The organism is Silvibacterium sp., from assembly GCF_047605705.1.
Taxonomy (GTDB): domain Bacteria; phylum Acidobacteriota; class Terriglobia; order Terriglobales; family Acidobacteriaceae; genus Silvibacterium.
The window spans coordinates 38,234-59,118 of record NZ_JASGFD010000011.1 but is presented as its reverse complement, the minus strand read 5'-3'; the positions used below and the strand labels follow the sequence as shown (position 1 = coordinate 59,118).

Annotated in this window: 19 protein-coding genes; 12 read left to right on the top strand and 7 right to left on the bottom strand. The window is 61.7% G+C overall.

The window, feature by feature from the left end; genetic code table 11:
* Positions 1–13: 13 nt before the first annotated feature.
* Positions 14–859 (bottom strand): AAA family ATPase, encoded by an 846-nt coding sequence (locus QM649_RS05975; protein ID WP_415198109.1) that lies wholly within the window; start codon positions 857–859, stop codon positions 14–16.
* Positions 860–1,116: 257 nt separating this feature from the next.
* Here QM649_RS05975 and gap point away from each other — a divergent pair, with 257 nt between their 5' ends.
* The 5 genes from gap to QM649_RS05950 all read left to right on the top strand — a co-directional run bounded on the left by gap (position 1,117) and on the right by QM649_RS05950 (position 5,074).
* The gene (gene gap, locus QM649_RS05970; protein WP_415198108.1) at positions 1,117–2,121 is read left to right on the top strand and encodes a type I glyceraldehyde-3-phosphate dehydrogenase; all 1,005 of its coding nucleotides are present in this window, start codon (positions 1,117–1,119) and stop codon (positions 2,119–2,121) included.
* Positions 2,122–2,199: 78 nt separating this feature from the next.
* Positions 2,200–2,580 (top strand): RidA family protein, encoded by a 381-nt coding sequence (locus QM649_RS05965; RefSeq protein ID WP_415198107.1) that lies wholly within the window; start codon positions 2,200–2,202, stop codon positions 2,578–2,580.
* A 41-nt stretch (positions 2,581–2,621) separates the two neighbouring features.
* On the top strand, positions 2,622–3,836 hold the full coding sequence (locus QM649_RS05960) for a phosphoglycerate kinase (RefSeq protein ID WP_415198106.1): 1,215 nt from the start codon (positions 2,622–2,624) through the stop codon (positions 3,834–3,836).
* A gap of 114 nt (positions 3,837–3,950) precedes the next feature.
* Entirely contained in the window at positions 3,951–4,700 is a 750-nt protein-coding gene (tpiA, locus tag QM649_RS05955) for a triose-phosphate isomerase (RefSeq protein ID WP_415198105.1), read from the top strand.
* A gap of 62 nt (positions 4,701–4,762) precedes the next feature.
* The gene (locus tag QM649_RS05950; RefSeq protein WP_415198104.1) at positions 4,763–5,074 is read left to right on the top strand and encodes a Rieske (2Fe-2S) protein; all 312 of its coding nucleotides are present in this window, start codon (positions 4,763–4,765) and stop codon (positions 5,072–5,074) included.
* Here the strand turns inward: QM649_RS05950 and QM649_RS05945 are convergent.
* Both QM649_RS05945 and QM649_RS05940 read right to left on the bottom strand, forming a co-directional pair.
* Complete coding sequence (locus QM649_RS05945) at positions 5,071–5,424, bottom strand: hypothetical protein (RefSeq protein ID WP_415198103.1); 354 nt, start codon at positions 5,422–5,424, stop codon at positions 5,071–5,073. The two genes, QM649_RS05950 and QM649_RS05945, sit on opposite strands and share 4 nt — an antisense overlap.
* An 88-nt stretch (positions 5,425–5,512) precedes the next feature.
* On the bottom strand, positions 5,513–5,794 hold the full coding sequence (locus QM649_RS05940; RefSeq protein ID WP_415198102.1) for a hypothetical protein: 282 nt from the start codon (positions 5,792–5,794) through the stop codon (positions 5,513–5,515).
* A 79-nt stretch (positions 5,795–5,873) separates the two neighbouring features.
* Here QM649_RS05940 and QM649_RS05935 point away from each other — a divergent pair, with 79 nt between their 5' ends.
* From QM649_RS05935 to QM649_RS05925, 3 genes are all read left to right on the top strand, one after another.
* Entirely contained in the window at positions 5,874–6,047 is a 174-nt protein-coding gene (locus tag QM649_RS05935) for a hypothetical protein (RefSeq protein WP_415198101.1), read from the top strand.
* Positions 6,040–6,924 (top strand): alpha/beta hydrolase, encoded by an 885-nt coding sequence (locus tag QM649_RS05930; protein ID WP_415198100.1) that lies wholly within the window; start codon positions 6,040–6,042, stop codon positions 6,922–6,924. The genes QM649_RS05935 and QM649_RS05930 overlap by 8 nt, the downstream gene beginning before the upstream one ends.
* A 73-nt stretch (positions 6,925–6,997) precedes the next feature.
* Positions 6,998–7,417, top strand: a complete 420-nt coding sequence (locus QM649_RS05925; RefSeq protein ID WP_415198099.1) for a DoxX family protein — start codon at positions 6,998–7,000, stop codon at positions 7,415–7,417.
* Between the two features lie 265 nt (positions 7,418–7,682).
* Here QM649_RS05925 and QM649_RS05920 read toward each other — a convergent pair whose 3' ends face one another.
* The gene (locus QM649_RS05920) at positions 7,683–9,350 is read right to left on the bottom strand and encodes an MFS transporter (RefSeq protein ID WP_415198098.1); all 1,668 of its coding nucleotides are present in this window, start codon (positions 9,348–9,350) and stop codon (positions 7,683–7,685) included.
* 393 nt (positions 9,351–9,743) lie between these two features.
* Between QM649_RS05920 and QM649_RS05915 the strand changes: the two genes are divergently transcribed.
* Both QM649_RS05915 and groL read left to right on the top strand, forming a co-directional pair.
* Entirely contained in the window at positions 9,744–10,055 is a 312-nt protein-coding gene (locus QM649_RS05915) for a co-chaperone GroES (protein WP_415198097.1), read from the top strand.
* 99 nt (positions 10,056–10,154) lie between these two features.
* Entirely contained in the window at positions 10,155–11,825 is a 1,671-nt protein-coding gene (gene groL / locus QM649_RS05910) for a chaperonin GroEL (protein ID WP_415198096.1), read from the top strand.
* Between the two features lie 275 nt (positions 11,826–12,100).
* Here groL and QM649_RS05905 read toward each other — a convergent pair whose 3' ends face one another.
* The gene (locus tag QM649_RS05905; RefSeq protein WP_415198095.1) at positions 12,101–14,203 is read right to left on the bottom strand and encodes a thioredoxin domain-containing protein; all 2,103 of its coding nucleotides are present in this window, start codon (positions 14,201–14,203) and stop codon (positions 12,101–12,103) included.
* A 58-nt stretch (positions 14,204–14,261) separates the two neighbouring features.
* Entirely contained in the window at positions 14,262–15,320 is a 1,059-nt protein-coding gene (locus QM649_RS05900) for a M20/M25/M40 family metallo-hydrolase (protein ID WP_415198094.1), read from the bottom strand.
* 59 nt (positions 15,321–15,379) lie between these two features.
* Here QM649_RS05900 and QM649_RS05895 point away from each other — a divergent pair, with 59 nt between their 5' ends.
* Both QM649_RS05895 and QM649_RS05890 read left to right on the top strand, forming a co-directional pair.
* Positions 15,380–16,063: an alpha/beta hydrolase gene (locus QM649_RS05895; RefSeq protein ID WP_415198093.1), complete on the top strand. Its 684-nt coding sequence runs from the start codon at positions 15,380–15,382 to the stop codon at positions 16,061–16,063.
* Positions 16,060–17,433 (top strand): glycerate kinase type-2 family protein, encoded by a 1,374-nt coding sequence (locus QM649_RS05890; RefSeq protein WP_415198092.1) that lies wholly within the window; start codon positions 16,060–16,062, stop codon positions 17,431–17,433. Before QM649_RS05895 ends, QM649_RS05890 begins: the two co-directional genes overlap by 4 nt.
* Positions 17,434–17,559: 126 nt before the next feature.
* Here the strand turns inward: QM649_RS05890 and carB are convergent, their stop codons facing one another.
* Positions 17,560–20,859, bottom strand: a complete 3,300-nt coding sequence (gene carB / locus QM649_RS05885) for a carbamoyl-phosphate synthase large subunit (protein ID WP_415198091.1) — start codon at positions 20,857–20,859, stop codon at positions 17,560–17,562.
* Positions 20,860–20,885: the final 26 nt, after the last annotated feature.

Genomic DNA, 20,885 nt, shown 5'->3' with positions numbered 1-20,885 from the left:
TTGTGTCGTTCGATTACGCCTGTAGCGGCTCCGAAGGAGCTTCCGGCGCAGCCGGGCTCTTCACGCGAACCACGACAATCTTCGAGAAGCCTTCCTTGAAAGAGGGCGGACGGAGGCGCTCGGCCATCTTTTTCATGACCTCGTCGCTCACCACGCGCTCACGGCGGCTGTTGCGCTCCATGCAGATCTCGAGCGGAACATCGAAGAACACGGCCTGCACGTCATAGCCAAAGCTCTTCGCCATCTTGATCCACTGCCGGCGCTCATGGGGCGACAGGTTCGTCGCATCCACGTAGTTCCAGGGCATCTTCGCGATCAGCCTGGCCCGCAGCAGCGAGCGCAGCGTAGAAAACACCAGCCCCTGGTAGCGCTGCTCGGTGATGTCGTCGAACAGGATATTGCGCAGCATGTCCGAGGACAGTGGCGTCACGCCACGGCGCTTGAACCATGTTGTCTTACCGGACCCGGGAAGGCCGATCGTCAGCACGACGAAGCCCTTCGGCGCTTTTGCCTGGCCTGTATGCTGCGCGGCAGCCTGCGGCTCCGGCGGAGGAATCGATGGCGATTCCGGCTGTGTTTCCACGACGAGCTTGCCTGTCGCTTCAGTGACGGGATCGCCCAGCGCCTCGGAAGGAACTTCTTCAGCAGACTCGGGCGTCACCTCTTCGGCGGGCTCAATGGCCAGCGCCGCTTCAGGAGTCTCCGGCTCATCTGTCCAGTCTTCCGCCTGAGCTGCCGGCACTGTGGCGGGCGACTCGTAGGACGGGCGCAAGGGCGCCGGCTGGTTCGCAGGGATCTCCTGTCCGATCTTGCCTGTGGACTCGGAATTGTTCGGTCCACGCTTGGAACGTCTTCTCATTTTCTCGCGCATCCATTCGCGCATAACTCAGGGTTTAACACAGACTTGCCGCAGCTGCAACGCTCCGGTGCCTAGCTCGGCAACGCTCTCCGCGCATATGGGCTATATCGCCGCCCTATAGCGATTTCTTATGCAGCCGATGGGCTGCGATGCTAGCATCGGGACTTGAGAGACTACAGCGATTTCCCATCGCTGCCAGTCCAAACTGCTTTCGTTTCACCGTCAATCGCAATCATCACGCAAGGAGATCCGTTTCCATGGCAGTTAAGGTTGGAATCAACGGCTTCGGCCGCATCGGGCGCAACGTGTTCCGCGCCTCCCTGGGCAACCCCGACATCGAAATCGTCGCAGTCAACGACCTCACCAGCCCCGCGACGCTCGCGCACCTGCTGAAGTACGATTCCATCCTCGGCAACCTCAAGAACGAGATCACCTCGACAGCCGACTCGATCACCGTCGACGGCAAGACCATCAAGGTCTTCGCCGAGCGCGACCCTGCCAAGCTTGACTGGACCTCGACCGGCGCCGAAATCGTCGTCGAGTCGACCGGCATCTTCACCGACGGCACCAAGGCCAAGGCGCACCTCCAGGGCTCGGTCAAGAAGGTCATCATCTCGGCTCCCGCGACGAACGAGGACATCACCGTCGTCCTCGGCGTGAACCAGGAGAAGTACGACCCGGCCGCGCACCACATCATCTCGAATGCCTCCTGCACCACGAACTGTCTCGCGCCCGTGGTCAAGGTTCTGCACGCTGAGTTCGGCATCGTCTCCGGCATCATGACGACGATCCATAGCTACACTAACGACCAGGTCATCCTCGACTTCCCGCACAAGGACCTGCGCCGCGCCCGCGCTGCCGCGATCAACATGATCCCCAGCTCCACCGGCGCCGCCAAGGCCCTCAAGCTCGTCATCCCCGAGATGGCCGGCAAGCTGGACGGCTTCGCCATCCGCGTCCCAACGCCGAACGTCTCGGTCGTCGACCTCACCTTCATCTCCGAGAAGCCAGCCACCATCGAATCCGTCAACGCCGCGCTGAAGGCCGCCTCCGAAGGCGAGCTCAAGGGCATCCTCGGCTTCGAGAAGGCCGAGCTTGTCTCGAGCGATTTCAAGGGCGACGCCCGCTCCTCGATCGTCGACTCGCCGCTGACCAAGGTTGTCGGCAGCTCGGTCAAGGTCATCAGCTGGTATGACAACGAGTGGGGCTACTCGAACCGCGTCCGCGACCTGATCCTCTTCGTCGCTAAGAAGGGCCTGTAGTCCACCGGCTCTCACCCCGTTCTTGAACCATCTGCCCCTGCTGCCATCCGGCTGCAGGGGCAGCCAGCATAAGGACCGATGCAAGAACGTACCAAGTTCGCAGGAACATCACCCTACGAGCCGATCATCGGCTTCTCACGCGCGGTGCGCGTCGGCAACACTGTGCATGTTTCGGGCACTGGCCCGGTCGGCGCAGACGATGCCGATCCCGCCACTCAGACCCGCCACACCCTGGGCATTATCCGCGACGTGCTGGAACGCGCCGGAGCACGCCTCGAAGACGTCGTCCGCACCCGCATCTACCTCACCCGCGTCGAAGATTGGGAAGAGGTAGGCCGCGCTCACGGCGAGTTCTTTTCCACCATCCGTCCAGCAGCTACCATGGTCGTAGTCGCCCAGCTTCTGAATCCCGCATGGCGTGTCGAAATCGAGGCCGACGCCGTCCTCGATCGCGCCTGATTCATCCCCGACGAAATCTTTCAAGGAAAGCGGTTCGAAAAATGGCAAAACTCTCCATCCGTGATCTCGACCTCACCCACAAGCACGTCCTCATCCGCGTCGACTTCAATGTTCCTCTCAGCGAGGATGGCTCGGAGATCACCGACGACACGCGCATTCGTGAGACGCTGCCCACCCTTGAGTACGCGCTGCGCCACAAGGCCAAGCTCATCCTTGCCTCGCATCTTGGCCGCCCCAAGGGCAAACCCAGCTCCAGGTACAGCCTCCGCCCGGTCGTCGACCGCCTGCGCCAGCTGCTCGATCACCATCTCGGCGAACAGGTGAACGTTGCGTTCTCGCCTGATTGCGTTGGGGAGATCGCCACCGAGCTCTCACGCCAGCTCGAATCCGGCCAGGTTCTCCTCCTCGAAAACCTTCGCTTCCATGCCGAAGAAGAGGCCGATGATCCGAAGTTCGCAAAGCAGCTCGCCTCGCTCTGTGAGATCTATGTGAACGACGCCTTCGGCAGCGCCCACCGCGCCCACGCCTCGACGGAAGGCATCACGCACTTCGTGAAGCAGTCCGCCGCCGGCCTCCTTCTGGAGAAGGAACTGAACTACCTCGGCAAGGCTCTGGAAGAGCCGGCTCGCCCCTTCGTCGCCATCCTCGGCGGCTCCAAGGTTTCGGACAAGATCAAGGTCATTGAGAACCTGCTGAACAAGGTCGACGCTCTCATCATCGGCGGCGGCATGGCTTACACCTTCCACAAGGTGCTCGGCCGCGAAATCGGCAACTCGCTCTTCGAGGCGGATAAGGTCGAGCTGGCGAAGGAAACCCTCGCCAAGGCCGAGGCCAAGGGCGTCAAGCTGCTCCTGCCCGTCGATAACGTCATCGCCGACAAGTTCGCGCCCGACGCCAAGACGAAGATCTACGATGGCACCGGCGAGTATCCAACTGGCTGGGAAGGCCTCGATATCGGCCCCAAGAGCATAGACCTCTTCACCAAGGAAGTCGCGGAAGCCTCGACCATCGTGTGGAACGGCCCCATGGGCGTCTTCGAGTTCCCTGCTTTCGCGGTGGGCACCAACGCCATCGCCGAAGCGGTTGCCGCAAATCAGGACGCGGTTTCTATCGTCGGCGGCGGCGATTCTGTCTCCGCGGTGAAGAAAGCAGGAGTCGCTGAGCAGATCACACACATCTCAACAGGTGGAGGCGCCTCGCTCGAGTTTCTCGAGGGCAAGAAGCTCCCCGGCGTCGAAGCGCTCACGAACAAGTAGTTCGGCTTCGAAATAGCAAAAGCCACAGCGGCGTTGCGTATACTGTCACGCGACGCCGCTTCAGGTTTTCACCACCGGAGGAGCCGCGGCGCCTGGATAGGGGATCGAACACTGATGCGTAAGCCCGTCATTGCGGCCAACTGGAAAATGTACAAAACTCCCGCACAGGCGCAGGAGTTCCTTCAAGCCTTTCTTCCTCTCGTCGCCAACCATAAGCGCGACGAGATCCTGCTCTTCCCTTCTTACGTCGATCTCTCGGTCGCCATTGCTGCGACCAAGGGCAGCAATGTCTCCGTGGGCGCGCAGAACATGCATTACGCCGAAGAGGGAGCCTACACCGGGGAAATCTCGCCTTCCATGATCAAGGCCCTCGGCGCGACGCATGTGCTGCTCGGGCATTCCGAGCGCCGTGAGTACTTCGGCGAAACGGACGAGATCATCAACAAGAAGCTCCATGCCGCCCTGCATCACGGCCTTACGCCCGTTCTCTGCATGGGCGAAACGCTCGAAGAGCGCGATGCCGGCAAGACCGAGGAAGTGCTTCTACGGCATTGCCAGGAGGCGCTGAAGGGCGTCGTCCCGCACGCCGCGGAGAGCTTCATCATCGCCTACGAACCCATCTGGGCCATAGGCACAGGCAAAACCGCCACGCCTGAAATAGCTGGGTTGGCGCACTTCCATATCCGCACTCAGGTCGCGCATCTGCTGGGACGGCAAACAGCCGACCGCATCCGCATTCTCTACGGCGGGTCGGTGAAGCCGGAGAACGCCTGCGCCCTGCTCAACCAACCCGAGGTCGATGGAGCCCTGGTCGGAGGCGCCAGCCTCGATCCGCAGTCTTTCGCAAAAATCGTAAAGTATTAACCGACACAGAAACGCCGGCCGCGCCACTCCGCGGCCCTGGCAAGAAGGAACACACCCGTAGTATGTCTGAATCGATCCGCATCCTCAGCCGCTCTGAACTCCCCGCCGAAGGCGAAGCCCGCGAGGCCGTCTGTGGAAACCGCGTCCTCTGCATCGCGCAGGTGAACGGCGAAATCCACGCCGTCGATAACGCCTGCCCGCATCGCGGCGGTCCGCTCGGCCAGGGCATTGTCGAAAATGGCACGGTGGTCTGCCCCTGGCACGCCTGGGCCTTCGATCTGAAAACGGGCGCAGCCGCGCATTCCCCGCTCGCACGCGTTGCCGTCTACCCGGTACGCGTCGAAGGGGATGATGTGCTCGTACAGCTTGGTTAACGTGACTCCACTTCATCGGGTAATTTCGCAGTAAGAACATCCAGCCGTTCTCCCCGGCGAACGCGCCTCAACTGGCGTTCCAGGTGCTTCGCCGGATCTGCTGTATCCCCGTCATCCTCCTTATCCGCCGCTTCTTTCAGGCGCTCTTCGATCGTGTATTCCGTGCTCGGATGCACGAAGAGCTGAAGATTCTGGAGCGCAAGTCCCAGCGCTCCGATACTGGGCAGATGACCTCGCCTGCCTTTACGCCGACGCCGCCTCCAGCGAAGCCGCTGCAGCCAGAACGCTCCCAGCATGACAACAAGTCCCAGCCCGATAAGGCCAATCGGGCCAGTAGTAGAGTCCGACATACCATCCAATCCCTTTCGGAAATCTCGCGTGAAACACACTCCCGCACGGGCGCGAACAAGCTGGCGCCGTCATTGAGAGAGAACGTGGTTATGCGAGTACCGGAGGCGGGGGACGCTGGAAGCGGGCGCAACAGGCAATGAACTTCTGCGCGGATCGCGGCTCCTCTTCTTCAAGACGGCGTACAAACAGCAGCAGCGCAACCGCAGCGAAGATCAGGAGTACAACCGGAAGCGCCCAGGCAGACGCCGAGTGCGTCTGAGACAGCGCAGGGCTTACGAGCCAGAGAACGAGAGCTGCAGCAAGCAGCACAGCCAGTAGTGTGCGAAAGATATTGCGGCCTGCATTCTCCAGCTTGTAAACGCTGCTCACGCTGCGATGCTACCAGAGACTGCAAACGACGCACGCCGGCTTCACCTGCACCCCATATACCTGCTAGGCTCAACCCTGCATGACCGCCGATGCTTCTTCCACGCAGCCTGCAACTCCGGCAAGCGACGACCTGTGGTGCCCGAACTGCGCTCGCGTCGTCACCGATCCGCTGGTTTGCGGCGACTGCTCCGCAGTGATCTGCCGTGTCTGCGGCACCCCGCTTGAATCTCCCGACGAGCTGGCCTTTGGCTAAGCAGAAAGCCAAAGCCCGCGTGGTACCCGCGCAAGCGTCGCAAGCCGATACCGTCAGCCCTGCGTGGCTGCTGAAGGCCTTCTTCTTCGTGATTGCGGCGGCGGCACTCTGTGCGTATGGCACGTTGTGCCTGCTCTTCTACCAGGGACAGTGGCAGCTCTACCTGCATCCCTCGCACACGGTGTCCATCACACCCGCTACGCGAAACCTCAAATTTGAAGACGTCCACTTCGACGTGACCGAAACCGGCACGCCACAGCTCGAAGGCTGGTGGGTTGCCGCAGATCCCGCATCGCGCTGGGGCTCCAGCGTTGTCCTCTATCTTCACGATGGCTCGGGCTCGCTCTCCGATACCGTGGACGCTGTGGAGACTCTACACACTCTCGGCATCAACGTCTTCGCCTTCGATTATCGCGGCTTCGGACATAGCGCACAGATCACGCCCGGAGAGGCTTCGATGAACGCCGACGCAGCTGCAGCCTGGAGCTATCTTACGCAGACACGCGGCATCCCGCCGCAATCGATCATCGTCTACGGACAAGGTCTCGGCGCGGTTCCCGCCACGCAGCTTGCTTGCACGGAATCGCCCGCAGGCCTCGTGCTGGACGGTCCGGCAGAATCGGCGCAAACCTTGCTGCGCCGCGACGGGCGCTCGCATATCCTGCCGTTGTGGTTGCTGCAGAAAGACCGCTTCGATCCGGAGCCCGCGTTGAGGACGCTCGCTCTCCACAAGCTCTTCCTCGACCGGGCCGGCGAGCAGCCTCGCACACGGCAACTCTTCCACGCGGCAGCCTATCCGCGTGAGTACTTCGAACTGCGTAGCCCGTCGAACTATGCGGAGGCGTTGCGGCAGTTCTTCGACGCACTCCTGCACTGATTCAGCATCAGTTATCCTGCAGCCGTGCATCTTAGCAGTATCGACCACAAACAGATTTGCTCAGGAGCGCTCCATGTTCTCTGCGTTTGAAACCCTCCGGCCAGCCGCCGCTCTCGTCGCCCGCATCGTTCTCGGAGTCATCATGGTGGCTCACGGTGCACATAAGGTCTTCCCGCGCGGGGCGCTCTATCTCTTCGCGCAGTCTGTGGCGCATATGGGCCTGCCATACTGGATGGGCTATCTCGCCGCCTTCACCGAGCTTTTCGGCGGCGTCTGCCTCATCCTCGGCCTGCTGCTGCATCTTGCCGCGCTCGGCGTCGCCATCGATATGGCTGTCGCCATTCTCAAAGTGCATCTGTACCACGGCCTGGTGGGGCCGCAGGGCTTTGAATTCCCTCTCTCGCTCTTTGCGCTCGCGATCGTTCTGCTCGGCACCGGTCCCGGGCACCTGGCCGCCGACGGATATATGTTCCGTAGCAGCGGCCGACGCTAGCTGCGTCGACATATTCTCAATCCCTGCTCTGGGAAAGATCTCTAGGAGGGGATCTGTCATTCCGACCGTAGCGAGACTATATTTCCGTCTCGCGCAGTGGAGGAACCTGCGGTTCTCCTCGCAAATCGAGAATTTTCCGGAGGGAACAACCTCACTGCAGGTTCCTCCACTGCGCTCCCTGTGGTCGCTTCGGTCGGAATGACACCTTCGAGGCAACGGGACATTGTCCTATGCGAAATATGGCGGCCACCGCTCGCACCTCGTATTACGCCGTCAGGCTGTCGCCAGCTCCTCCATCGGCAGCCTGAGTCGGAGCTTCCAGTTCGCGCAGGTCATGGCCGTGTGTCTCCCGCCCGAGCAACAGGATCAGCACCATCGAGATCGCTGACGGTATCGCGACCAGTCCGGCAGCATGGCCGATCGCTGGCACAAGCCCGAAGACGCCCAGAAGCTGAGCCATAATCCCGCCCGCCTTACTGCAGCCCGCCACCCAACCGGTCGCTCGTCCGCGCACGCGGATGGGATAACTCTCCGCGGTATACGGCAGCATCATCGAAATCGCCGCACTCGAGCCGACGATCAGCAGCGTAATCGGGATGACCGGATTCGCCAGGGCGGGCACCGCACCGTTGCCCCGCAGCAGAATCGCGACCAGGCCCAGCGTCGTCATCCCCACCGACAAGGCCAGAAGCCGCTTCGTGCTCCAGACGCTGTACAGCCACGCAGCCACTAGGATCGTCGGGATGGCCAGGAGTGCGGAGCGCGCAATCAGCCCGCTCGCGGCTCCCATGCTGCGCCCCTCCGCCACCAGGCTGCCGGGCAGCCACAGCAGCACCCCGAAGTTCACCAGTCCCCAGCACAACGCGGCGATCGTCAAGGCCAGCGTCATTCCTGCCAGCCCCGGCTGCTTCGTACCCGTGCTCGCATTATGAAGGTTCACACTTCGAGGGACCGGGATCTCCTCAGCCCAGCTACCTTCGCCCGAGACGACCCTGTCGGGAATAACATCCAGGCCGCCTGCCTGTGCCGGCGCCAAAGTAAGACCGAAGCGCGAAAGCGTGGCCCACGCTTCCTCCATGCGGCCCATCTCCTGCAGGAATCGCGCCGACTCCTGCAACAGCGGGCTCACCACAATCAAGATCGCCGAGATCGGCAGGTTGATCAGCCAGAGGATCCTCCAGCCGAAGTGCGGCTGCAGCAGCGCCGAGCAGGCACTTGTGGCAAAATAACCGCCCACCGTGCCGATGCCACCCACCAGCACCAGGCACCAGCCGCGATGACGCGTCGGCATGATCTCCGCCAGCAAGGCATAGCCAACGGGCAGCATGCCGCCGGCACCCAGCCCCATGAAAAAGCACATGAAGAGGTTTCCGCCGAAGGTGGGCATTGCGCCGCAGATCGAGGTCGCCATGAACATCACCGCAGCCAGCAGGATCGTGGCGCGTCGCCCGTACACATCCGAAAGCCACCCCCAGAGGAACGACCCTACCGTCGTGCCGGTCAGCCCCATGAGCGGCAGCAGGGACACCGCCGCCTTCGTCAGGTGATATTCGAGCCGCATCCCCGGAACGACGAAGCCCAGGGTCGCGGCCTTCATCACGTCGATCACCAGGGCTGCCGCCAGCAGTACGATCTGCACCCAATGCGCCCGGTTCAGCGGAGCGTCTTCCGGAGCTGCGATCTCTTGCAGGATGGTGACTTTTGCCGGGCGCGTCGGTAGCAGTCCGTAGGCCGTCGCTACCGTCCCGGCGACGATCAGGAGCATGCCCGCGAGCATGGTAGAGGTCATAGGCATACCGGCAAGCTGATAGTGCATGCCCCGCGCCATCAGAAACATCGGCACGTGCATCAGCACGCCCGCAACAACCGCAACCGATCCGCCCCAGAATGCAAAGGAATGCATGGGGCTGGAAAATAAGGAAGTCTTCTGCAAGGTGGGTTTTCTCCAGACGACGCATCCTACCTGCGCCGGTTTGGTGTTCGCATCCACCGTTCGATGGATGCGAGGAGATTCCCTTCTCATTCGACTGAGATATGGAAGCTGCGTGGAATCAGTAGCTTGCGCAAACTTCCAGCGATGCGATGGACCATCGCCGTCAGCCGGCTTCGGCGGCAATTTCTACTTGAGCGTAATTCACGCAGATTTTATCTGCGCTTCTCGCTCTCCCGCTTGACAATGGGCGTTAAAGCTCGCTACCTTAGCACTCGACGGTGCTAAGTGCTAACCGCCTGTAATGTGCAGGCTACCCCGTCAGGGCCTTGCGCCCTTTCCCAGAACTCAGCACAGATTTTCGCGGGGAATCCCCGCGCGAAGGAGAAGCAAACAATGGCAACTGCATCGGTAGCGACCACCTTCACTCCGCTCCACGACCGCATCCTCGTCCGTCGTGTCGAAGAGGGTGAGACCATCCGCGGCGGCATCATCATCCCGGATAGCGCCAAGGAAAAGCCCCAGGAAGGCGAGGTCATCTCCGTCGGCAAGGGCAAGTCCAACGACGAAGGCAAGGTTTTCCCCCTCGACGTGAAGCCGAACGACCGCATCCTCTTCGGTAAGTACTCGGGCACCGAGATCAAGATCGACGGCGAAGAGTTCCTGATCATGCGCGAGGAAGAAGTCCTCGGCATCCTCAAGAAGTAGGACTGCGCGTCCAGCGATTCGCGCCTTCGGCGCAAAAGCTTTCAAAACCAGTTCTAACCCGGTGAGTAGACACTCCCGGAAGTTGTAAGGAGATACACAATGGCAAAGCAGATTCTGCACGGTGAAGACTCCCGCCAGGCCATCCTGCGCGGCGTCAACACCCTCGCCGACGCGGTGAAGGTCACCCTCGGACCCAAGGGCCGCAACGTCGTTATCGAGAAGAAGTTCGGTTCGCCGACGATCACCAAGGACGGCGTCACCGTCGCCAAGGAAATCGAGCTCAAGGACTCCCTCGAAAACATGGGCGCCCAGATGGTCCGCGAAGTTGCTTCGAAGACCTCGGACGTTGCCGGCGACGGCACCACCACCGCCACCGTTCTGGCCCAGGCCATCTACCGCGAAGGTGTGAAGACGGTTGCCGCCGGTGCGAACCCGATGGCGCTGAAGCGCGGTATCGACAAGGCTGTTGAGGCCATCGTCGGCAAGCGTGATGAGAACGGTGTTGTCACCGGCGGCGCACTCGCCAAGTTCTCGAAGCCTGTTACCGGCGACATGATCGCCCAGGTCGGCACCATCTCGGCCAACTCGGATGCCACCATCGGCACCATCATTGCCGAGGCGATGAAGAAGGTCGGCAAGGACGGCGTGATCACGGTCGAAGAGTCGAAGACCCTTGAGACCCAGCTGGACGTCGTCGAAGGCATGCAGTTCGACCGCGGCTACCTGAGCCCCTACTTCGTCACCGATCCGGACCGCATGGAAGCCTCGCTCGAGGATCCGTTCATCCTGATCCACGAGAAGAAGATCAGCTCCATGAAGGATCTGCTTCCGCTGCTCGAGCAGGTTGCTCGTCAGGGCAAGCCGCTCGTCATCATCGCGGAAGATGTCGATGGTGAGGCGCTCGCGACCCTGGTGGTCAACAAGCTGCGTGGCACCCTGAACGTCGCGGCCGTCAAGGCTCCTGGCTTCGGCGATCGCCGCAAGGCCATGCTGGAAGACATCGCCAAGCTCACCGGCGGCAAGGCCATCACCGAAGACCTCGGCATCAAGCTCGAGAACGTCAAGGTGGAAGACCTGGGCCGTGCGAAGCGCGTCTCGATCGACAAGGACAACACGACCATCGTTGAGGGCCGCGGTTCGGATACCGACATCGCCGGTCGCGTCAAGGAGATCCGCAGCCAGATCGAGAAGACCTCTTCCGATTACGACCGCGAGAAGCTCCAGGAGCGCCTCGCCAAGCTGGTCGGCGGCGTTGCCGTCATCAAGGTCGGTGCAGCTACCGAGACCGAGATGAAGGAAAAGAAGGCCCGTGTCGAGGATGCGATGCACGCGACTCGCGCGGCCGTCGAAGAAGGCATCGTCCCCGGCGGCGGCGTGGCCCTCGTCCGCAGCACTCCTGCGGTCGATGAGCTCATCGTGACCCTCGAAGGCGACGAAAAGATCGGTGCGCAGATCATCCGTCGCGCCATCGAAGAGCCCCTTCGTCAGATCGTCAGCAACGCCGGTGTGGAAGGCGCGGTTGTCGTGGGCAAGATCCACGAGAACTCGGACGATCACTTCGGCTACAACGCCGGCAACGGCAAGTTCGAAGACCTGGTTGCGGCCGGCGTCATCGACCCGACCAAGGTCACCCGCACTGCCCTGCAGAACGCGGCCTCGATCTCGGGCCTGATGCTGACCACCGAAGCCATGATCTCGGACATCCCCGAGCCCAAGGCTGCTCCGGCCGGTGGCCACAACCACGGCGGCGGCATGGACGGCATGTACTAAACCCTTCGGCTCCTGCCGAAATCAAAAAGGCCTCGCGCAAGCGAGGCCTTTTTGATTTCTTAAACATATTGTCATTCCGACCGCAGCGAACGAAGTGAGCGCAGTGGAGGAACCTGCGGTTTCCCTTAGCAAGGGTGACAGACAAGGGTGCCCCATCCAGGCTGTGCTTGGATGGGAGGAAGCAAACCCGGGTGCCCCACGTCTCGCTTCTGAGACGTGGGAAGGACCCCGCCAAATCTCAACTACGAAGTCTGATTGCGGCCAAGGGGAGCAGCCTAAGCCATCTGCTGCAGCAACTCCTCTGCATCATGTGTAGGCGGCAAGCAGCTGGTCCCGCGACAGACGACGGCAAAAGCGTCTTCTTTCTGTAACTGTGGCAGTTGCGGAAGCGTCTCTGCGAGCACCGGTGGCAAATTCTCCGCCGTCACCTGCTCGCGCCGCAGATGCAGGACCTGCTTGTTGACCGCGTAGCGCGCGCGGGCCGCGGCAGCAAGGGAATGTCCCTCCACTCCTCCACCGATGACCACCACCTGCACAGGAGCCAGCATGAACTGCTCCAGCGCGAGGCCATAGGTCGCTGCGTACAGTCCGAAGTGCTCGACGATTCCCGCGAAGCTTTCGAGCGTATCTTCCGCCTTTTCGCGAAACTCCTCACGCGCGCTCAACGCGTAGAGCCGCACCAGCAGTGCCGCAGCAGCAGGATTCCCTGCCGGGGTCGGCGTGTCCTGCAATGGCTTGCGCCGTGCCGCCAGCGCGCCGATCGTCTCTACCCCGTCGGCCTCGCGGTCGAGAAATCCTCCGCCCGTAGCGTCGTAGAAGCGCGCATTCATCGATGCAGCGATCTGCATGGCTGCGTCATACCAGCGGCGGTCGCCCGTAGACTCCCAGGCATCCACCAGCGCATGCCCCAGAAAGGCGTAGTCGTCGAGCACACCCGGCACGAACGAGCGTTCGCCATCGGGATAGGCCACCACATGGCTCAATCCCCGCTCCGCATCCCATGCCTCATTCAGGATGCGGTCAAGGCTCTTGAGCGCGAACGCCTCAGTCCCCTTCAGGTTCAGCGCGCGGGCTGTCTGCAGATAAGCCGAGATCGCCATCGCATTCCACGAGGTGTAAATCGTCCGGTCGATGAACGGCTCCGGCCGCTCGCGACGAGCAGCCATCAGCTTCTCCTGCGCACTGCTCAGCAGCACGGCAGCCTCGCCGATATTCCTGCCTGCGGCCTTCGCCACCTCAGCCAGCGTCTGCGTCCGATGCAGCACGTTCTTGCGCGGATTATGATGCATGTCGCCCAGCTCGCCGATGTCGAAGTACGCGCCCGCAATCTCCAGCTCTTCCGGCGTCAGCACAGCAGCTGCTTCCTCGCGCGTCCATGTAAAGTAATCGCCATCGTCGTCGAGGTTGATGTCAGCGTCCTGGGAAGCATAAAAGCCGCCGCGCTCGCGGTCAGTCATCGTCGCGTCCAGCCAGCGAAGAATATCCTGCGCAACACGTGCGTATTCCGGATCGACAAAGGTCTGGAAGGCGTGTGCGTAGTTCGCCAGCAGCCCTGCGTTGTCGTAGAGCATTTTCTCGAAGTGCGGCACGACCCAGCGCTCATCCACCGAGTAGCGATGGAAGCCGCCAGCCAGCTGGTCATACACGCCGCCCTGCGCCATCTTCTTCAGCGTAACGGTCGCAGCCTGCAACGCGCCTTCGTGCCCGGTGCGCGCACCCACGTCGATCAGCAGATCAAGCGCGGAAGGGTGAGGAAACTTCGGCTGCGTGCCAAAGCCGCCATGCCGAGGATCGAATTGCTTCACCGCGCTCTCAACCAGCTTGCCGACGATATCGAGAGAAAGAGAACCGGAGCGGCCGGCGAACGACTCGCCATGCTCGATCGCCGAGATCACGCTGTTCGCCGACTCGAGCGCATCCGAACGCTTCGTCTTCCAAGCATTCGCCATGGTCAGCAGCACACGATCGAAGCCGGGCCGTCCATAACGATCTTCTCGGGGAAAGTATGTACCGCCGTAGAACGGCAGCCCGTCCGGAGTGAGGAACGCCGTCAGCGGCCATCCACCCTGTCCGCTGATGGCCTGCACCGCCGCCTGGTAACGGCTGTCCACGTCGGGGCGCTCATCGCGATCCACCTTGATGGCCACGAAGTGCTCATTCACGATGTCGGCGAGCGTCGCGTCTTCGTAGCTCTCGCGATCCATCACGTGGCACCAGTGGCACCACACCGCGCCGATGTCGAGGAGGACCGGCCGGTCCAGCTCCTTGGCACGCGCAAAGGCCGCCTCGCCCCACTCATGCCATTCGATCGGTTGATGCTGAGCCGAGCGCAGGTAGGACGAGCGCGCCTCCGAGAGAGCGTTCTGCGAGTGTGCCATCCAGTCGAGTGTATTACGCCGGCGGCACGTAGCCTGTGCGCGCCGGCACACCGTCTGGCTAGAGTCCGCTTGCGATCAGGCGCTTCGCCACTTCGACATAGAGTTCGATTGCCTCGGCCAGCTCACGCTTGCTCAGCTTTTCATGCGGCGTGTGCGCCACGTGGATCGAACCCGGCCCGAGCAGCACCGGCTCCCCCCACTTGCCGAGCCACGGCACATCGGTGGTAAAGGCTGCCACCATTGTCGGCACGCCCTCGAGGCTCTTGAGGCGCTGGAATGGAATCTCCAGGGTGAATTCCACCTTGGCCAGACCCTCGACAGCCTTTTCCACCGCGAGGCGCGTCGACTCGGACGGTCCAACAAGGCGGATCAGAACAGCAGCGTCGGCTTTGTCCGCAATCACGTTCGGTGCGCGGCCTCCATCGATCACACCGATATTCAGCGTGCTCGGCCCCACATCCTCGGTCACCGGCAGCTCCACGCGCAGCACGCGCTCCAGAGCCTGCACCAGCTTGTGCACCGCGCTGTCGCCCAGCTCGGGATAGGCCGAGTGCGCCATCTTTCCGCTGGCCGAAATCTCCGCGCGCAGAGCGCCCTTCGACGCCAGCGCAATGCGGTTGTCTGTAGGCTCGCCGTTGATCAGGAAGCGGCTACCCTTCGACCGCTCGTTGGCCACCTTCGCGCCGGCGGAATCACGCTCCTCGCCCACCACGAACAGCAGGCCGACGCGAATGCCGTCCGCATGGAGTCGCTCCGCAGCCGCTACCTGTGCGGCGATAATGCCTTTCGCGTCGCACGCGCCGCGGCCATAGATGTTCTCCTCATCCTCACCGGAGCTGATGTAGGGCGGAACGGTGTCCATGTGTGTCGAAAGCACGACATCCGGCGTCTCGCCTTCGCGTCCCGCATAGACATTGAAGCGTTCGGTTCCCGGCTTGGTGTCGCGGCCCGGCGCAACATCCATCGTCTCCACCGCAAAACCGCGCCCCGTCAGGAACTCCACGAGGAATGCGCCGACAGCGCCCTCATTGAAAGTCGTCGACTCGATATCGATCAGTTGCCGGGTCAGCGCGACGGCGTCCAGCGCCGGAAGGTTCGTTGTCGTTGTGCTCGTCATCGCTGTCAGAATACCTGACCCGTGGAACCTGGCGGTTGCTTCCCTTTTACAATGTGGGAGTGAGTGAATTGAAAACCACGCCGTCCTTCTCCGTCGTCACGGTCGACGACCTCCGCGGCCCCGCCGGACGCCTGGAGGCGCTGCTCAATCCCGGAGCCCCGGACGCGCCCTACGCCGTGCTCGTCTGCCATCCGCATCCGCTCGGCGGTGGCACCATGCACAACAAGGTCGTCTACCACGCGATGAAGGCCTTCCAGTCGCTCGGACTGCCCATGCTGCGCTTCAACTTTCGCGGCACCGGCCTGAGCGAGGGCTCACACGATCATGGGCACGGCGAACAGGACGACGTCCGCGCGGCGCTTGACTGGCTCAATGCGCGGTATCCTCTGCCGATCCTCCTCGCAGGCTTTTCCTTTGGCTCCTATGTCGGCTCCCGTGCCGCCTGCGGCGATTCGCGCGTGAAAGGCATCGTTCTTCTCGGTCCTCCGGCACACGCGGAAGGCCGCGACTACGACTTCGGCTTCCTTTCCGATTGCACGGTGCCTAAACTATTCATCAGCGGTACGCGCGACCAGTACGGTCCGGTGGATACAGTCGAGGCCGTGGTCGCCAAAGCAGCGTCTCCTGCGGAACTCGTTTTCGTCGAAGGCGCGGACCATTTTTTCGTCGGCCGGCTGAATGAAGTCCAGGAGGCTATCGTTCGCTGGACCGGCGCACACTTTCTGGATGCTGTCCCGTCATGACCTCAGCAGTGCCTCTCGACAAGCTCCACGACGATGCCCAGGCCATCTTTACGCAGGCGCTCAAAGCCTGCGATGTCCCTACCGCCTTCGACCGGCACCTTCGCTTCGAGGGCCGGATGCTCTACCGCAACGCCGAATCCGGCACCTCCCAAGCCCCAATCTCCCTCGAGAACTGCAAGCGTGTTCTAATCATTGCACTCGGCAAAGCGGCTCTGCCCATGCTGCAGACAACCATCGAACGCCTGCCATCCAGGCTCAGTTACCGGGGAGTCTGCGTCGCACCCTCCATCCCGAGGAAGCGCAACTGGCGCATTCACTATTACGAGGGCGGACATCCGCTGCCGACAGAAGGATCGTTCGCAGCTGCCCGTGATGCGCTGAAGCAGCTTCGGCACGCCCGCAAAGACACCTTCGTGATCTTTCTGGTCTCCGGTGGAGGCTCAGCCATGATGGAGTTGCCTCTCGATCCCCGGATCTCACTCGACGACGCCATTGCATTCCACGAGACGCTCGTTGCCTCGGGCGCTACCATCACCGAGATCAACACCATTCGCAAGCACTTCTCCGCGGTAAAGGCCGGACGCCTCGCCATTGCTGCTACGGAGTCGCCCAAACTCACTCTACTGCTCGCCGACGTGCCGCTCCGTGATCTCGGTTCGGTCGCTTCCTCGCCCACGCTGCCTGACCATTCCACGCGCGCAGAGTGTTTTTCCCTGCTCGAGCGTTATCACCTGCTCGAAAAATTCCCCCAGTCGGTGCGTGAGTATTTCGAATCGCTCGATCCGGCAGCCTCACCCGAGAACCCCGAATCGCATCCAGCCTTTTCCAATGCACAGGTAGAGACACTGCTCTCGAATCACGACTTCCTCGAAGCCGCAGTGCAGCATGCCAGGTCGCTCGGCTACCCAGTGGTTGTCGATAACTCCTGTGACGACTGGGATTATCACGCGGCATCACACTACCTGCTGGAACGTTTCCAGCAGCTACAGGAAGCGCAGCCGCATCTCTGCCTGCTCTCGAGCGGCGAGGTCACAGTCAGGCTGGACGGTCCCAGCGGCTGCGGCGGACGCAACCAGCAGTTCGCGCTCGATGCCGCTCTCCAGCTTGCTTCTTCCCCGAAGAAAAACCTTGCCGTGCTCAGCGCTGGCTCGGACGGCATCGATGGCAACAGCCCCGCGGCGGGCGCCATCGCCGACCCGACGACAGTCGAGCGCGCACGCAGCTATGGCTTCGATCCGGACGCAAGCCTCGCTCACTTCGATTCCTGCACCTTGTTTACCGCGCTCGGCGATACCGTCGTCACCGGCCCAACCGGTAATAACCTGCGCGATCTTCGCATCCTGCTGGCCAGAAATGAAGTGAGCCGCTAGCCTCAAACCTATTTCCTGACTCAAAGCGAGAACCCAAAACAGATTGGCTCGCATATACCGGCAATTGCCGGTGTATGCGAGCCAAGTTTCGTTCTGTAACTGTTGTTGTTGCGTAAGGAGCGCCGCTTAGCGCGCCGCCAGCCTGGCCGCGTGCAGATGCTGCAGCGGGTTCACGTTGGTCTGGTGCTTCTGCAAAGCCTCGATACCTTCAGCGGCAGCGCGGGCTGCAGCCATGGTCGTAATCGTGGGAATGCGATGGAGCACAGCCGCGCGACGGATCGCCTTCTCGTCAAAGAACGGATCCTGCCCATGCGGAGTGTTGATGATCAGGTTGATGCGCTCACCCTTGATGAAGTCAACCACGTTGGGACGGCCTTCCTTCACCTTGTAAACGCTCTCCACAACCATGCCTGCCTTGCGCAGGATGTTCGCGGTGCCTTCAGTCGCCACCAGCTTGAAGCCGAGCTCCACATACTGCTTGGCCAAGTCGACCAGCTGCAGCTTGTCGCGATCGTTCACGCTGAAGAAGACCGTGCCCTTGAGCGGCAGACGCAGGCCGGCCGAAAGCTGAGCCTTGGCGAAGGCTTCGCCGAAATTGTCGGCCACGCCCATCACCTCGCCCGTCGAACGCATCTCCGGTCCAAGCACCGTATCCACGCCCGGGAACTTGTTCCAGGGGAAGACCGGCGACTTCACGAAGAAGTGATCGCCCGTATCGAGGTCCTTGCTCGAAGCCACCTGCTCAGGTAGCAGCTCGCGCAGCGTGCGGCCAGTCATGAGGCGCGAAGCGATCTTCGCAAGCGGAATGCCCGTCGCCTTCGAAACATACGGCACCGTGCGCGAAGCACGCGGGTTCACTTCGATCACGTAGACCTTGTCCGGCTGACCCGGCTTGCGCTGGATGGCGAACTGCAGGTTCACGAGACCGACGACATTGAGCGCCAGCGCAAGCTTGCGCGTGTAGGTGCGAATCGTTTCCAGTGTCTCAGGAGCAAGATCGACTGCAGGCAGTACGCAGGACGAATCGCCTGAGTGGATACCCGCTTCCTCGATGTGCTGCATGATGCCGGCGATCACAACGTCCTTCGTATCGCACAGCGCGTCGACGTCCACTTCCACCGCATCCTCGAGGAAGTGGTCGATCAGGATTGGCCGCTCCTGCGAGTATTCGACGGCTTCCTTCATGTAGCGCGAGACCGCCTCGGCGTCATAGGCGATGACCATCGCGCGGCCGCCCAGTACATACGAAGGACGCACCAGCACCGGGAAACCGATGCTCTCAGCTCCAGCCAGAGCCTCTTCCACGCTCGTCGCCATCACGCCCGGCGGCTGCGGAATATCGAGATCGACCAGCAGCTTGCCGAAACGCTTGCGGTCTTCTGCGAGATCGATCGATTCAGGCGAAGTGCCCAGGATCGGCACGCCTGCGGCCTTGAGGCGCAGCGCCAGGTTCAGCGGAGTCTGTCCGCCGAACTGTACGATCATACCGACTTCCGCACCACCCGAAGCTTCGTTCTCATACACGGCGAGCACGTCTTCCAGTGTCAGCGGCTCGAAGTAGAGGCGGTCGCTGGTGTCATAATCCGTCGAGACAGTCTCAGGATTGCAATTCACCATCACCGTTTCGTAATCGTCTTCCTTGAGCGCGAAGGCCGCGTGGCAGCAGCAGTAATCGAACTCGATGCCCTGCCCGATACGGTTCGGACCCGAGCCCAGAATGATCACCTTGCGCTTGTCCGTCGGCGTTGCTTCGCCTTCTTCGTCGTAGGTCGAGTAGAGATACGGCGTGCTGCTCTCGAACTCTGCCGCGCAGGTATCCACGAGCTTGTAGACAGGCGTAATGCCGAGCGACTTGCGCAGCTCGCGCACCTTGGCCACGCCTTCATTCGAAGGCATGTTCCAGACCTCGGCGATGCGTTCATCCGAGACGCCCATGCGCTTGGCCTTACGTAACAGCTCCGGTGACACATTCTCCGGAGTCTCTTCTCCGACCTTCGCAATCGTGTCTGTGATTTCCTTCACGTGATAAAGGAACCACGGATCCATCGATGTCATGCGTGCCACTTCACGCACCGACATCCCCTGGCGGAAGGCAAAGCGGATGTAGTTGAGGCGTTCGGGCTGCGGCGTTACCAGCTTCTGCGTCAGGCGGCGCGGTTCCAGCACCTCGGCACCGATCTTCTTGCCGGTTTCGAGCGAGCGCAGCGCCTTCATCAAGGATTCCTTGAAGGTTCTGCCCATCGCAAGCACTTCACCGACCGACTTCATCTGCGGACCAAGGTTCTCATCGGCGCCCGGGAACTTCTCGAACTGCCACTTCGGAATCTTGGTGACAACATAGTCGATCGTCGGCTCGAAGCAGGCCGGAGTCATCTTGGTGATGTCGTTCGGGATTTCATCGAGCGTATAGCCCACTGCGAGCTTCGCCGCGATCTTCGCGATCGGGAAGCCGGTCGCCTTTGACGCAAGCGCCGAAGAGCGCGATACGCGCGGGTTCATCTCGATCACGGTCATGCGGCCATTCGCCGGGTTCACCGCGAACTGTACGTTCGATCCGCCCGTCTCCACGCCGATCTCGCGGATCACGCGGATCGCCGCATCGCGCATCGCCTGGTACTCGCGATCGGTCAGCGTCTGCGCAGGAGCCACGGTGATCGAGTCACCTGTATGCACGCCCATCGGATCGAAGTTCTCGATAGAGCAGATGATGATGACGTTGTCCGCGAGATCGCGCACGACTTCGAGCTCGTATTCCTTCCAACCCAGCACCGACTCTTCAATCAGGCACTCGTGCACTGGCGAAAGGTCGAGGCCGCGCGAGAGCGTGTCCAGCAGCTCTTCACGATTGAAGGCGATGCCACCGCCCGAACCGCCAAGCGTGAACGAAGGACGGATGATGACCGGGAAGCCGATCTTCGTCGCAAAGTCTCCGCCGTCGCGAACGTTGTTCACAAGAGCCGAGCGCGGCATATCGAGGCCGATGCGGGTCATCGCATCCTTGAACAGCAGGCGATCTTCGGCCTTCTTGATCGCCTCAAGCTTTGCGCCGATCAGCTCCACGTCGTACTTGTCAAGAATGCCCGAGTCGGCGAGGTCGACCGCGAGATTCAGAGCCGTCTGTCCGCCCACCGTGGGCAGCACGGCGAACTTGCCAGTGCGGCCTTCGGCCTTCAGCATCTCCGACTCGATCCGCAGAATCTCTTCGACGTATTCCGGCGTCAACGGCTCAATGTAGGTGCGGTCGGCCAGTTCGGGATCGGTCATGATCGTGGCGGGGTTTGAATTCACCAGCACCACTTCATAGCCTTCCTGCTTCAGGGCCTTGCATGCCTGCGTGCCCGAATAATCGAATTCTGCCGACTGTCCAATCACGATCGGCCCGGAGCCGATCACGAGTATCTTGGTGATGTCATTCCTGCGTGGCATCTAGTTCTTCAACCTCTTCGAAAGAT